This is a genomic window from Streptomyces vulcanius (assembly GCF_042653945.1).
Taxonomy (GTDB): Bacteria; Actinomycetota; Actinomycetes; order Streptomycetales; family Streptomycetaceae; genus Streptomyces; species Streptomyces mangrovi.
This window is the reverse complement of sequence record NZ_JBHSFK010000001.1, coordinates 380,708-393,683: the sequence shown is the minus strand read 5'-3', so window position 1 is coordinate 393,683 and position 12,976 is coordinate 380,708. Positions and strand designations below refer to the sequence as shown.

The 12,976-nt window shown below is 71.7% G+C and carries 12 protein-coding genes; 6 read left to right on the top strand and 6 right to left on the bottom strand.

The annotated features are described in order from the left end of the window. Positions 1-47 precede the first annotated feature (47 nt). Positions 48-503, bottom strand: coding sequence for a tellurite resistance TerB family protein (locus tag ACFPIH_RS01705; RefSeq protein ID WP_381166471.1), 456 nt, complete (start codon positions 501-503; stop codon positions 48-50). Positions 504-632: 129 nt separating this feature from the next. Here ACFPIH_RS01705 and ACFPIH_RS01700 point away from each other — a divergent pair, with 129 nt between their 5' ends. Beyond that, positions 633-965 (top strand): ArsR/SmtB family transcription factor, encoded by a 333-nt coding sequence (locus tag ACFPIH_RS01700; protein ID WP_381166469.1) that lies wholly within the window; start codon positions 633-635, stop codon positions 963-965. Further along, the gene (locus tag ACFPIH_RS01695; protein WP_385876050.1) at positions 955-3,600 is read left to right on the top strand and encodes an HAD-IC family P-type ATPase; all 2,646 of its coding nucleotides are present in this window, start codon (positions 955-957) and stop codon (positions 3,598-3,600) included. Before ACFPIH_RS01700 ends, ACFPIH_RS01695 begins: the two co-directional genes overlap by 11 nt. Here ACFPIH_RS01695 and ACFPIH_RS01690 read toward each other — a convergent pair. Then, positions 3,591-5,171 (bottom strand): LCP family protein, encoded by a 1,581-nt coding sequence (locus tag ACFPIH_RS01690; protein ID WP_381166465.1) that lies wholly within the window; start codon positions 5,169-5,171, stop codon positions 3,591-3,593. The genes ACFPIH_RS01695 and ACFPIH_RS01690 overlap by 10 nt on opposite strands. 89 nt (positions 5,172-5,260) lie before the next feature. Between ACFPIH_RS01690 and tatA the strand changes: the two genes are divergently transcribed. Continuing rightward, positions 5,261-5,458 carry a Sec-independent protein translocase subunit TatA gene (gene tatA, locus ACFPIH_RS01685; protein ID WP_381166463.1) on the top strand — a complete coding sequence of 66 codons (198 nt, stop codon included), beginning with the start codon at positions 5,261-5,263 and terminating at the stop codon, positions 5,456-5,458. 93 nt (positions 5,459-5,551) lie between these two features. Here the strand turns inward: tatA and ACFPIH_RS01680 are convergent, their stop codons facing one another. Continuing rightward, positions 5,552-6,001: a DUF6114 domain-containing protein gene (locus ACFPIH_RS01680; RefSeq protein ID WP_381166461.1), complete on the bottom strand. Its 450-nt coding sequence runs from the start codon at positions 5,999-6,001 to the stop codon at positions 5,552-5,554. Further along, complete coding sequence (locus ACFPIH_RS01675) at positions 5,998-6,666, bottom strand: DUF6230 family protein (protein ID WP_381166677.1); 669 nt, start codon at positions 6,664-6,666, stop codon at positions 5,998-6,000. The genes ACFPIH_RS01680 and ACFPIH_RS01675 overlap by 4 nt, the downstream gene beginning before the upstream one ends. Before the next feature lie 702 nt (positions 6,667-7,368). Between ACFPIH_RS01675 and ACFPIH_RS01670 the strand changes: the two genes are divergently transcribed. Next, entirely contained in the window at positions 7,369-8,004 is a 636-nt protein-coding gene (locus ACFPIH_RS01670) for a Tat pathway signal sequence domain protein (RefSeq protein ID WP_381166459.1), read from the top strand. A gap of 46 nt (positions 8,005-8,050) precedes the next feature. Here ACFPIH_RS01670 and ACFPIH_RS01665 read toward each other — a convergent pair whose 3' ends face one another. Further along, positions 8,051-8,995, bottom strand: a complete 945-nt coding sequence (locus ACFPIH_RS01665) for a lytic polysaccharide monooxygenase (RefSeq protein WP_381166457.1) — start codon at positions 8,993-8,995, stop codon at positions 8,051-8,053. A gap of 329 nt (positions 8,996-9,324) precedes the next feature. Between ACFPIH_RS01665 and ACFPIH_RS01660 the strand changes: the two genes are divergently transcribed. Then, complete coding sequence (locus tag ACFPIH_RS01660) at positions 9,325-11,142, top strand: S8 family peptidase (RefSeq protein WP_381166455.1); 1,818 nt, start codon at positions 9,325-9,327, stop codon at positions 11,140-11,142. A gap of 69 nt (positions 11,143-11,211) precedes the next feature. On the opposite strand, the gene ACFPIH_RS01655 is transcribed toward ACFPIH_RS01660, so the two are convergent. Further along, positions 11,212-11,862 carry a ScbR family autoregulator-binding transcription factor gene (locus ACFPIH_RS01655; protein WP_381166453.1) on the bottom strand — a complete coding sequence of 217 codons (651 nt, stop codon included), beginning with the start codon at positions 11,860-11,862 and terminating at the stop codon, positions 11,212-11,214. Between the two features lie 179 nt (positions 11,863-12,041). Between ACFPIH_RS01655 and ACFPIH_RS01650 the strand changes: the two genes are divergently transcribed. After that, on the top strand, positions 12,042-12,944 hold the full coding sequence (locus ACFPIH_RS01650) for a ScbA/BarX family gamma-butyrolactone biosynthesis protein (RefSeq protein WP_381166451.1): 903 nt from the start codon (positions 12,042-12,044) through the stop codon (positions 12,942-12,944). The last annotated feature ends 32 nt before the right edge of the window (positions 12,945-12,976 follow it).

The window sequence follows — 12,976 nt, the reverse complement described above, 5'->3', positions numbered from 1 at the left end:
CCGGCGGCCGGCGGCCGGCGGGCACCCGCGAGGACAGCCCCCGGGTCTCAGAGGTCGAACTCGTGCGGCGGCAGGTCGAGGGTGAAGCAGGCCTCGCGCACGACGCCCTGCTCGGTCTTGTCGAAGTCGCCGTCCGCGCCACCGATCACGATGCCGATCTGGATGACCGCCCGCGCCTCGGCCGGCTTCTTCTTCGCCTTGGCGATCTCCTGCAGCACGCTCACCTTGCCGAACTCGAAGTCGGTCGTGAGCTTGTTCAGGTTCTCCTCGAAACGGCGGCGCAGATCGTCGGCCGGGAAGTTCTTCAGCACCTCGTTGGTGGCGATCAGCTGCGCGACACGCTGCCGCTCGGCCGGGTCGATGGTGCCGTCCGCCGCCGCGACCAGGGCGCACATGGCCATGCTCGCGTCACGGAAGGCCCCGCTCTTCAGGTCGTTCTTCTTCGACTCCAACTGTGTCTGCATCGTCGACGCGGACTCCTTGATGCGGTCCCACAGGGCCATGCGCACTCCAGATGTAGTTGCTTCTACAGCAACGTAGAAACTATCGGGCCGACGGGGAAGTTCCCGCTCGGTTTCCGCGTCCTAGAATGAACCGCTTCCGCCGGACCGCGCAGAGGGGGGTAGGCCACCGTGGCGTTCGAGGATCCCTCCGCCGAGGTGCTCGCACACGCGGCCGAGACCTTCGGGCTGCTCGCCTCCCCGGCCCGGCTGCACATCGTGTGGGCGCTCGCCCAGGGCGAGAGCGACGTGAGCGGACTCGCCGAACGCGTCGGCGGCGCGCTCCCCGCCGTCAGCCAGCACCTCACCAAGCTCAAGCTGGCCGGCCTCGTCCGCTCCCGCCGCGAGGGCCGCCGACAGGTCTACTTCGTCGACGACCCCGACGTCGTCGATGTCGTACGCCTCGCCGTGGGCCGCCTGACCGACCGCGCCGACCGCCCGGGTGCCCGCCTCCGTGGTCTCTGACGGTGGCCCGGTCGACGGCTCTGACGACGGCTCGGCCGACGGCACGGCCCTGCAGGTGCTCCGCCGCCTGGAGAGCGGCCCGCGCGGCCTGACCGACGCCGAGGCGACCGCCCGGCTCACGGAAACCGGCGAGAACACGGTTCCGGAAGCCCGTCCGGCCTCCTGGCCCCGGCTCCTGCTGCGCGGACCGCGCGACCCCTTCACCGCCGTACTGCTCTGTCTCGGCCTCGTCTCCGCCCTCGTCGCCTCCTGGGGCACCGCCACCGTGATCCTCGCCCTCGTCGCGGTCAGCTGCGCGCTGCGCGCGAGCGGCGAGCACCGCGCCGGCCGCTCCCTGGCCGGGCTGCGCGAACTGGTCGCGGGCACGGCCACCGTGCTGCGCCGTACGTCCGACGGCACGCCGCCCCGGTCCCGCGAGATCCCGGTCGCCGACCTGGTGCCGGGCGACGTGATCCGGCTCGGCCCCGGCGACCTCGTCCCGGCGGACGTACGGCTGCTGCGCGCCCGCGGCCTCACCGTGCACCAGGCCGCCCTCACCGGGGAGTCGGCACCGGTGGCGAAGTCCGCCGCGGACCCCGTGGGCGGCTCCGGCGCCGAGTCCCCTCTCTGCTTCCAGGGCAGCGACGTCGCCTCGGGCAGCGCCACCGCCGTCGTCCTCGCCACCGGGGCGCGGACCCGCTTCGCCGTCGCGCTCGCCGGGCCGGTACGGCGGGGGCCGAGCGCCTTCGACCGGTCCGTGCACGGGATCTCCTGGGCGCTGATCCGGTTCATGCTGCTCACCCCGCCGCTCGTCCTCATGGCGAACGCCGCGCTGCGCGGCCGGGGTCTGGAGACCCTGCCCTTCGCCGTCGCGGTGGCCGTCGGCCTCACCCCCGAGATGCTCCCGGTGATCGTCACCACCTGTCTGGCCCGGGGCGCGGCCCTCCTCGCCCGCGACCACGGGGTGATCGTCCGGCGGCTGCCCGCCCTGCACGACCTCGGCGCGATCGATGTCCTCTGCGTCGACAAGACCGGCACTCTCACCCGGGACCGCCCGGTCGTCGACCGCTCCCTCGGCCCCGACGGCCGCGCCGGCCCCGAACCGCTGCGCTGGGCCGCCGTCAACGCCTGGTGGACCCTCCAACTCGCCGAACTCCCCGCACCGGACACCCTCGACGAGGCCCTGCTGGAGGCGGTGGCCGAGCCCGAGGCGTACGACGGTGTGGACGTCGTCCCGTTCGACGCCACCCGGCGCCTCTCCACCGCCGTGGTCCGAGGGCGCCGCCCCGGTACCCACGTCCTGGTCGTCAAGGGCGCCGTGGAGGACGTACTGGACCGGTGCGTCCTGGAGCCCGGCGAGCGGACCCGGCTGGACGCGCTCGCCGCCCGGGAGGCGGACGACGGGCTGCGGCTGCTGGCCGTGGCCACCGCCGAACTCCCCGCCCGCGCCCGCCCCTACACCCCCGCCGACGAACGCGGCCTCACCTTCCGCGGCCTGGTCGCCTTCCGCGACGCCCTCGCCCCGGACGCCGCCGAGGCCCTGAGCGGCCTCGCCGCCCGCGGCGTCGCCATCCGCGTCCTGACCGGCGACCACCCGGCCACGGCAACCCGCGCCTGCCACGAACTGGGCCTGACCCCACACCTGGCCCCGGACCTGCCCCCGGACCTGGAGCCGCGCCGGAATCGACACCGGGACCCGGGCCTGGACCCGCGCCCGGACCCGGGCGGCCCGGACCCGCGCCCGGATTCAGGCCGTCAGGCTGCCACCGCCACCGCCACCGCCACCGCCACCGCCACCGCCACCGCCACCGCCACCGTCCACGCCCGTTGCACCCCCGCCGACAAGGCACGTGTCGTCGCCGAGTTGCGGGCCGCCGGGCATACCGTCGGCTTTCTCGGGGACGGGGTCAACGACGCCCCCGCGCTGCGCGCCGCCGACGTGGGCATCGCGCCGCGCGCCGCCTGCGCCGTGGCCCGGGAGAGCGCCGATGTCGTCCTCGGCGAGAAGGACCTCGGCGCCGTCGGCCACGCGATCACCGCCGGCCGGTACAGCAGCGCCAACATCGCTTCCTACCTGCGCGTCACCCTCTCCTCCAACCTCGGCAACGTCCTGGCGATGCTCGCCGCAGGCCTGCTGCTGCCGTTCCTGCCGATGCTCCCGGCCCAGGTGCTCGTGCAGAACCTCTGCTTCGACGCCGCCCAGCTCGCCTTCGCGTACGACCGTCCCGGCGCCGCCGCGCTGCACCGTCCGACCGAGCTGCGACCGCGGGCGTTCCTGCGGTTCCTCACCGGTTTCGGGGCGCTCAACGCGGTCGCCGACCTCGCCACCTTCGCCGTTCTGGCGCTCGCGCTGAACGGCCCGGACGCCGTCGACGACCGGGCCGTCTTCCACTCGGCCTGGTTCACCGAGAACCTGCTGACCCAGGCCCTGGTGATGGTGCTGCTGCGCACCCGCCGCGGCGCCCCGGGGACCGGACCCGTCGCCCGGGCCGCCGCCCTCCTCGGCGCCGTGGGCCTGCTGCTGCCGCCGAGCCCGCTCGGCGCACGGCTCGGCATGACCGCGCTGGCGCCGCCCTACTACCTCCTGCTCACCGCCGTCCTCGCCCTTTACGCCCTGTCCCTCCGCCTGCTGACGCGCCGCCGCCGTCAGCCGTAGGCCAGGTTCGAGCAGGGGTTGTCGTCGGCCGAGCGTGCCCCGTCGGCGACCTCGGTGGGCAGCGCGGTCGGTGTCGCCGCCGCGGACGAGGTGGTGGACGCGGCCGTGTCGGCGTACGACTGCCCGAGGACGACGCTGATCCCGGCCGAGGTGACCAGCTCCAGCTCGGCGCCCGGGAACACCTTGGCGACCGTCTCCGCCCGGCTCTCCTCGCCCGCGCCGTACTCGACCAGCGTGGCCGTGTGGTCCTGGGCGGTCGCCGTCGCCGTACCGGTGACCGTGAAGCCGTCGGCGGTGAGCTCCGCCGCGCCGCGCGCGCCGAGGCCGGTGACGGTGGTGCCGTTGTAGACGGCGACGTCGACGCCCGCGCCGGAGACGGCGGCAGGGGTGCTCGAAGGGGAGGGCGAGGGGCCGGGAGAGGTGGTCTTCTTCCCGCTCGCGTTCTTGCCGTCGATCGTGCGGTCGGCCCTGAGCGCGGCGAACAACTCGTCGGCGTCGGGCTGCACGACTGCGACGCGCGCACCCTCGTAACGCCAGGGGAGCGTCACGAACTTCGTGTTGTGCAGGTCGATGTCCTTCAGCGACATCGCGAAGGAGATCAGCTTCTCGGCGGAGCCGAGGCCGGCGTCGACGGTCAGGGACCTCGTGGCGGCCTCGGCGAGCGGGAGCAGCTTCGTCGGTGTCAGGCCGTTGCTCTTGACCTCCTTCAACAGGCTTGCCACAAATGCCTGTTGGCGCTTGATACGGCCTATGTCGGAGCCGTCGCCGATGCCGTGCCGGATACGGACGTAGTCCAGTGCCTTCTTCCCGGAGACGGTCTGCTCGCCCTTCCTGAACAGCAGTTGGCCCCGGGTGGCGCGGCCCGGGCTGAGGTCCTTCTCGTAGATGTCGTTCGGCAGGCACACCTTCACCCCGCCGACCACCTGGGTGAGGGAGGCGAAACCCTTGAAGTCGACGACGACCGTGTGGTCGACGCGCATGCCGGTGAGTTTCTCGACGGTGTTCTGGGTGCACGCGGGGTTGCCCTTGTCGGTCGAGCCCACGGAGAACGCCGCGTTGAACATGGTGTCCTGCTGTGTCCCGGTCCAACTGCCGTTCGGCAGCTTGCAGGGCGGGATGGTGACCAGGGTGTCGCGCGGGATGGAGACGGCCAGGGCGTGCCGGTGGTCGGCGTAGACGTGCAGCAGGAACGTGGTGTCCGAGCGGCCGACCGCGTTCTTGTCGCCGCCGCCGAGGGCCGCGTTGCCGTCGGTGCGTGAGTCGGAGCCGATGACGAGAACGTTCTCGCCCTTCGAGGAGCCGGCCGCGGGCCGGTTGTCGGAGAGCCCGCCCGAGTCGAACGTCGTGATGCTGCCGTCGAGCCGCAGATAGAGCCAGCCCGCTCCGGCCGCCGCGAGCACCAGCAGGGACAGGCACAACGTGAACCCGAGGCGGATCCGGCGAGCGCGTCTGCGCCGGCGGTCGCGCGCGGTGGGACGCGGGCCGGTGCCTCTGCTCCCGTCCCCGCCGGCCGTGCCGCCCCTGGCGCGGCGCCTCGGGGGCGCTGCCCTGCGGTTGCTGGTGACGGTCATCGGCGGCCCCTCTTCGCATCGCGCCATGGGTTGTACAGTTGCGCAATGTAGCAACCATCGCTGATGGAGCCGATTGAGAGGTCGTGACCATGCTTCGCAACGGACTGGAGCCCTGGCACCTGCTGCTGGTGGGGCTCGTGGTCATCCTGGTGTTCGGCTCGAAGAAGCTGCCGGACACGGCACGCGCCCTCGGCAAGTCGATGCGCATCCTCAAGAGCGAGGCCAAGGCGATGAAGGAGGAGGGTGCCCCGGCCGCCCCGGCGGAGCCGCCCGCGCCCGCGGACTGACCCCCGCCCGCCGACAACCGGTGGGGCCGGGCGCCCCGCTCTTCGCGGGTCGTCCCGGCCCCACCGGTGTCGTTCGGCCGTGTCGGCCGTGTCTCAGGCGGGCTCGCCCGCTCCCGGCAGCGGGGGGCGCAGTGCCTCCGCCGCCCGGGCCGCCTTGCGCCGCTTACGGCGGCTCACCCGCGGGTCCTGGTCGGGCAGCCACCCGAAGGTCAGACAACTGCCCACGATGCCCAGCAGCAGGCCCACCATGAAGCCGCCGAGGTTCGAGGTGACCCAGGTGCCCAGGGAGAGCAGCACGGCGATCACCGAGTAGAACAGCCGCTGTCCCGGGTTGAAGAGGGTCAGCAGGCCGCAGACGATCATCAGGGTCGGCAGGAGGTAGCCCGCCAGACCCTGCATACCGATGTGCAGAATGACCGGAAGGGGTGCCTTCATGGTCACCAGGATCTCGGCGCCGCCCAGCGTGAGGAGCAGACCGCCCGGGAAGGGTCTGCGCCCCCGCCACGTGCGGAAGCTGCTCCGCCACCGTTGCGGCCGGTTCATCGCGGGCAGCCGCCGCTGCCGAACCGCATGTGCAGGTCGGGCAGCTTGAAGACGCCGGCGGTGGCAGCGTAGTTGTGCTGGTACAGGTTGTTGATGACGACCGTGTCGGCCTGTTGGCCGTAGACACCCTCAGGGCCCTTCACGCCGCCCTTGTTGAAGGTGCTGGCGTCGCCGCCGATCTCGATCCCGTGGAACTCGGCGTCACCCTTGATCACGTCGGAGTCGATGGCCAGGTGCTCCACGTGCACCGGCGTGCCCTCGCCACCGGCGGTGAGGACGAGCTGGATGCCGCCGAGGTCGACGCTCTGGCACATGTTGGTGATGTCGCCGTCTTTGACGATCGAGGTGACCACCAGGACACTGCCGTCGGTGTCGCCCTGGTTGGGGCTGCCCGGGATCATGTTGTCCAGGGCTCCGAACTGCTCGAAGCCGTCTCCGTCGAGCTTGTCGGCGGTGACCACGAACGGCATGCCGGAGATGGAGAACTGCACCCCCAGCGCGCCTTCGGCGGTCAGGACCGCCAGTGTGGCGGCGACCGCGGCGGCCGGCACCGCCATGACTGCGGCCCGGCGCAGCCGGACCCGGCCGCGTCTGCCTGAGGAACCGTTTTCCGGGTTCCCGGGTGTGTTGTCGGCGGACGACGTGACGTCCGGGGACGAGGCCATGTCTGCTCCCATGCGCTTGAAGTGGTGCGGGTCGGGCTTCAGTGGCGCGTTGTCCTGGCGCGGACAGCGGCTGCCGCGCACGCCTCCTCGCAACTCCCGGAAGCCGCGAGGGCTTTCTCGTTACGCAGCAGTAGCCGTCGAGGAAGTTACCGATGGTTACACCAACGGGTCAAGGGAGATGTGGAAAAACAGTGTTCATTATGTACCGCCTGTGGATCAAGTCCGCCGTGCAGTCCCCCGCATATATCTGTCATACCGTCAACTTGCGTGCGGTGTCTTGACGTTGACTGACGAGTAGGTCTAGAAATCTCCCTGGCTCAGCCCGGATCCGCGGCTCGGCCCGGATCCGTGGCGCCGGATCCGTAGCGCGGCGACCGCCGCGCTCCCGGACCTCCAAGTACACAACGGGCGCATCCGCCCGAGTCCGATCCCTCTTACGGCACCGGCACGGCCGCTTCCCCCCGCGGGCCGCGTCCGGTCGCCCCTTCCGTCCGGCCCGGCCGTAGTCACCTCCCAGTGCCTCCGGCCGGTCACCGGTCGGCTGCCGTTGTCGGTCCGTCACGTACGGAGAAGGCGTAACGGGCCGGCAGCGGCGGACGCCGCTCCCGCGTCGCCCCACGCCTGAACGGCACCTCTCGATCGATCGACTCCCCCGAAAAGCACTGCACTCACCTGCACTGCACATGAGAAAGAGGCACCCGCATGCGCATTCGCTCCCTCCTCGCCGTCGCCGGAACCGCCGTCGCCCTCACCCTCCCGGCGGTCACCCCGGCCTCCGCGGCCGGCGCGGTCCTGACCACCGCCAACGGCGACATCGCCGTCGGTGACGTCCTCAACGCGTCGCTGGCCAGCGGCACCACCGCCACGCTGTACTCCAGCGCGACCGGCACCAGCGGCCTCTCCTGCGCCACCTCGGCGTTCAGCGCCACGGTCACCGACAACCCGGCCGCGCCCGGCACCGCCACCGAGTCGCTCACCGCGCACTCGTTCAGCAGCTGCACCTCGAACGTCCTCGGCGTGACCGCCGTCACCAGCATCACCGTCAACAACCTGCCGTACACCACCGCGGTGGGCTCCGACGGCACCGTCACCGTGACCCCGGCGAGCGGTTCCACCATCCAGACCACGGTCGTGCTGCGCACCCTGCTGGGCAGCATCACCTGTGTCTACCAGGCCCCCAGCCTGTCCGGCACGGCCAGCAACACCGACAACAGCATCACCTTCACCAACCAGGCGTTCACCAGGACGTCCGGCTCGTCGCTCTGCTTCGCGGCCGGCTACTTCACCGCCAAGTACGCCCCGGTGACGGACGGCACCGACGCGGTCGTCGTCAACTAGTCAGCCCAGCCGGGTCAGTTCAGCAAGGCAGTTCAAGCAAGGCAGTTCAGCGCCTGCGCAGACGCAGCGCGAGGGCGGCGCCGCCGGTGAGCACCAACACCGCCGCGGCGCCGCCCGCCAGCATGGACGAGGACGGCCCGGAATCGGCCCCGGTGGCCTCGGCCACCGGGCTGCTCGCCGGAGTGGCCGCGGCGGAGGCCGACGGGGACGCCGGGGCGGTGGCGGGTGTCGGCTCGGCCGACGGGGAGGACGTCTCTCCCCTGCCCGTGCCCGTGCTGTTCGCCGTGCTCTCCTCCGTGATCTTCTCGGGCTCCTTCGTGGTGCCGCTGCCCGCCCCCGCCGCCTGCTTGGGCTCCGGGAACACCACGTCCGAGCACGAGTAGTAGGTGTCCGACGTACTGCTGTTCTGCCAGATCGTGTACAGCAGTTGACGGCCCGTCCGGTCGGCGGGCAGCTTCGCACTGAACCGGTAGGCGCCGTTCGTCAGCGCCGGGTCCTTCACCTCGGCGAACGGACGCTCCGGCAGCTCGCTCCAAGTGAGCGGCTTCGACGGGTCGTAGCCCGGTTTCGTCAGGAACAGCTTGAACGTGCCGGTGTGCGGGATCGTCGAGACGTACGTCATCCGCAGCGTCCCGCCCGGAGTCAGCCGGGTCGACGGCCAGTCGGCGCGGGCCAGGTCGAGGCCCTTGTAAGCGGCCAGGCCGCCGCTGCACAGCTTCCCGTCCGGGATCGTCTGCCGGTCCCGGCCGTTCACGTCGGCCACGCGCAGGTTGTCCCAGGCGGCGAAGGACGTCCCGTTGGCGGCGACGGCCGCCTTGCAGGCCGCGGACCCCGACTGGGCCCCCTCGGGCGAGCATCCGTACACCCGGCTCACCGGGTCCGTGGGCGCCCCGTGCGCCTGCGCGGGCGCCGCGGCCCACAGGCCCAGCAGGAACGGGCTCAGGGCGGCAGCCGCCAGACGGGCGGTGCGGTGTGCGGTCATCCGGGACATCGGGGACGTCTCCTCGGCCGGCGTGGGAACGGTCTGTCCGGTCCAGTACGGGAATCGCCCCCGGCGCGTTCAGCGCGCGACCGCGCGGCCGGTTCACGTCCCTCAACGGAGTCAAGGGTGGGTTTTCGGCCGGATCGAGGGTTTCCCCTGTATCCGGACAACCATTCCTTTGCCTATCGTTCCACCACAGCTGACCCACAGGTAACCCCTGGTGGAGTCGGCTTCCCCGCCTGGCCGGCCCTCGCGATGAACCCCCCGCCGCTTCGACGCCGAAGCGATTCGACCGCCGCTCCGCCCTGCCCGGAGCGAGCCACGAAAGGCACCCGCCCATGCGCACCTCGCCTGCTCTGCGGCGCAAGCTGATATCCGCCGCGGCAGTCTCCGCGGCGCTGCTCACCGCCGCGTCCACCGCCTCCGCCGTCGCCGCCGACTCCGCGGAAACCGTCTCCCCGGCCTCCGCCGTGCCCGCCGCCCAGACCGAGGCCGCGCCCGGCACCCCGGCCGAGCGGCTCATCGTCGGCTACAAGTCCGGTGCCACCGAGGCCACTTCGAACTCGGCCGCCGAGGCCGACGCCGCAGCCAAGGGCAAGGAGGCCGGCGAGGACGTCGACTTCCAGCGGCGCCTCGGCACCGGCGCCGCCCTGGTCGACCTGGGCGCGGACCTCACCAGGGCGGACGTCGCCGACGTCGTGGCGCACTACCAGGCGGACCCTCAGGTCGCCTACGTCGTCCCGGACCGCCTCAACAAGCCCAAGGCCGACCCGAACGACACCGAGTACGCCAAGCAGTGGGACCTCTACGAGTCCACCGCCGGCATGAACGTCCCGGGTGCCTGGACCACGTCGACCGGCACCGGTGTCACCGTCGCCGTCATCGACACCGGCTACGTCGCCCACACCGACCTCGCCGCGAACATCGTCGGCGGCTACGACTTCATCGCCGACACCGCCGTGTCGGTGGACGGCAACGGCCGTGACAGCAACCCGGCGGACCCGGGCGACTACTACGCCGCCAACGAGTGCGGCTCGGGCATCCCGGCCTCCAACTCCTCCTGGCACGGCACCCATGTGGCCGGCACCATCGCCGCCGTCACGAACAACAACAAGGGTGTCGCGGGCATCGCCTACGGCGCGAAGATCTCCCCGGTGCGCGTCCTCGGCAAGTGCGGCGGCTACGACTCCGACATCATCGACGCCATCACCTGGGCGTCCGGCGGCACCGTCTCCGGTGTGCCCGCCAACTCCAACGTCGCCAAGGTCATCAACATGAGCCTGGGCGGCGACGGCGCCTGCACCTCGGCCACCCAGAGCGCGATCACCGCGGCCGTGAACCGGGGCACGACCGTCGTCGTGGCCGCGGGCAACGAGAGCGACAACGTCGCGAACCACTCGCCGGGCAACTGCAGCAACGTCATCTCGGTCGCCGCGACCAACCGCGCAGGCGCCAAGGCGTCCTACTCCAACTACGGTTCCCTGGTGGACATCTCGGCGCCCGGCGGCCAGACCAGCACCGGCACCGCCAACGGCATCCTGTCCACGCTGAACTCCGGCACCAAGACGGCGTCCAGCGAGTCGTACGCCTACTACCAGGGCACCAGCATGGCCACCCCGCACATCGCGGGCCTGGTCGCGCTGATGAAGTCGGCGAACTCCGCGCTGACCCCGGCCCAGATCGAGTCGGCGATCAAGACCAACGCCCGTGCCCTGCCCGGCGCCTGCTCGGGCGGCTGCGGCGCGGGCCTGGCCGACGCGGCGAAGACCGTGGCGGCGGTGAGAGGTTCCGGCGGCGGATCGACCGGCGGCACCACCTTCTCCAGCACCACCGCGGTCGCCGTCCCGGACAACGGCGCGGCGATCGAGTCCTCCATCGCCGTCAGCGGCCGCAGCGGCAGCGCCCCGAGCGCCCTGGCGGTCGGCGTGAACATCACGCACACCTACCGCGGCGACCTGGTGATCGGCCTCGTCGCCCCCGACGGAACGGTCTACCCCCTGAAGGCCGCGAGCTCCTCCGACTCCGCGGACAACGTCAACACCACCTACACGGTGGACGCCTCCGGCGAGACCGCCAACGGCACCTGGAAGCTGCGCGTCCAGGACACGGCCGCGCAGGACACCGGCACCCTCAACAGCTGGCAGCTGACCTTCTGAGCGAACGGGCGGGCGGGCCGGCCGGTGTGGGTACACACCGGCCGGCCCGCCCGTTCCTCGTTCCCGGAATCAGGAGGCCGCCCGCTCCTCCAGTGAGGCCAGCACCCGCGCACCCCGGTCGGCCCGGGCGTCGAGGCCCGGCAGCAGTCCGGGCACCGCGATGCTCGGCAGGATGTGCGCCCACATCACCGCCAGCCGGTCGGCGAGGTCCGCGCGGTCCGTCAGCGCCCGGGACATCAACTGGATGCCGGTGAAGGACCCCACCAGCAGTTCCACCGTCTCCGAGGGCTTCACGGTCGGCAGCAGCTCGCCCCGGTCGCGGGCCAGTTCGAGCAGTCTGGTGAGCGCCTGCGCCCACTGCCGGAACGGCGCGCCGTGGTCGATGCCGGACGGCGTCTCCTGGTCCACCGCCAGCCGGACACTGCCTCTCAACAGGCTGTTGTACAGCAGCCGTTGGCCCACCACGAACGTCATGTCGACGATCTCCTGCAGCTTGCACGGCTGCGGCGGCACCGCGCCGAACGGGACCTGCTCGTCGAGCACCGCCCGGGCGAGGGCTTCCTTCGACGCGAAGTGGAAGTACAGGGCGCCCTTGGTGACTTCGGCGCGCTCCAGGACCATGGCGATGGTGGTCGACATGTAGCCGTGCTCGTCGAAGACCGCGCCGGCCGCCTCCAGGATCGCCCTGCGCGTCCTGATGGCGCGCTCCTGTTTTGCCATAAGAGCCCCTTAACGGCACCGAGTTGGCCGATTCCGCGATCGCCCCGCGGCTTCGGTCCGATCATAGGATGCCGTCGACTGATCTCATTGAAAACAAACCGGTCGCCTCGTACTCTAACGCTTACCGGAGCGGACGGTTCGCCGTCTGCCGTGGCCTTCGGGGGACCGTAGGGAGAGACATGACTCGACCTCGGCAGCTTGCCGACGCTCCGTCCTTCACCGCAACCGTGCCGTGCCAACTGGTGCATCGCGCGGCCGTCGCGGAGACCCTCCTCACCGGCTGGCGGAGCACCGGCGCCGACCGGTTCACCGTCTCGGCGCAATGGCCCAGGGCGCATGGATTACACGTGTCCCCGGACTGGTCCGCGTACGACCCGCTGCTGGTCGTGGAGACGATCCGGCAGGCGGGCACGCTCGTCTCGCACACCGAGTACGGAGTGCCCCTGGACCACCAGTTCGTCCTCCAGGAGTTCCAGGTCGGCACGGTCGCCGGGCAGTTGGCGGTCGGCCCGCTGCCCGCCGAGCCGGAGGTGGAACTGGTCTTCACCGACGTCCAGTACCGGGGCAGGCGCCTCGCCGGGGCCCGCTACACCGCGCGCGTGCTGCGGGACAGCGAGGTCGTGGGCGCCGCGGACGTCGCCTTCACCTGTGTCGCCGTGCCGGTCTACCGCAGGCTGCGCGGCGGCCGTACCGCCGGCGCGGTGACCGTCGTACCGCTCCCGCCCGGCCTCGCGCCGGAGGCCGTGGACCGCGCGCTGCCGACCGACGTGGTCCTCGCTCCGGCGGACGGGACGGGGCGCCGGCAGCTGCGAGTAGATACCGCACACCCCGTTTTCTTCGATCACCCGCTTGATCATGTGCCCGGCATGCTCCTGCTGGAGGCCGCCCGCCAGGCCGCCCGCCTCCGAAGACCCGACGGCCCGTCACCGGTGGCGTACCGCGCCGTCTTCCACCGGTACGCCGAGCTGGACGTACCCATCTGGATCGGGGCCACGGGCGAACCCGGATCCGATGTGCAAGTCGTGGGAACGCAGGGGGAGTCGACCGTCTTCGAATGCCTGGTGGGTACCGGCACACCGTGAGCTATTGTGTACGAGGGGTAAGAAACAAACGG

What these genes read in the sequence shown, in the direction of transcription:
- ACFPIH_RS01680 (WP_381166461.1), bottom strand. Translation starts at nt 6,001, where the DNA reads ATGAACCGGCCGCAACGGTGGCGGAGCAGCTTCCGCACGTGGCGGGGG.
- tatA (WP_381166463.1), top strand. Translation starts at nt 5,261, where the DNA reads ATGCTTCGCAACGGACTGGAGCCCTGGCACCTGCTGCTGGTGGGGCTC.
- ACFPIH_RS01670 (WP_381166459.1), top strand. Translation starts at nt 7,369, where the DNA reads ATGCGCATTCGCTCCCTCCTCGCCGTCGCCGGAACCGCCGTCGCCCTC.
- ACFPIH_RS01660 (WP_381166455.1), top strand. Translation starts at nt 9,325, where the DNA reads ATGCGCACCTCGCCTGCTCTGCGGCGCAAGCTGATATCCGCCGCGGCA.
- ACFPIH_RS01690 (WP_381166465.1), bottom strand. Translation starts at nt 5,171, where the DNA reads ATGACCGTCACCAGCAACCGCAGGGCAGCGCCCCCGAGGCGCCGCGCC.
- ACFPIH_RS01705 (WP_381166471.1), bottom strand. Translation starts at nt 503, where the DNA reads ATGGCCCTGTGGGACCGCATCAAGGAGTCCGCGTCGACGATGCAGACA.
- ACFPIH_RS01650 (WP_381166451.1), top strand. Translation starts at nt 12,042, where the DNA reads ATGACTCGACCTCGGCAGCTTGCCGACGCTCCGTCCTTCACCGCAACC.
- ACFPIH_RS01665 (WP_381166457.1), bottom strand. Translation starts at nt 8,995, where the DNA reads ATGTCCCGGATGACCGCACACCGCACCGCCCGTCTGGCGGCTGCCGCC.
- ACFPIH_RS01675 (WP_381166677.1), bottom strand. Translation starts at nt 6,666, where the DNA reads ATGGCCTCGTCCCCGGACGTCACGTCGTCCGCCGACAACACACCCGGG.
- ACFPIH_RS01655 (WP_381166453.1), bottom strand. Translation starts at nt 11,862, where the DNA reads ATGGCAAAACAGGAGCGCGCCATCAGGACGCGCAGGGCGATCCTGGAG.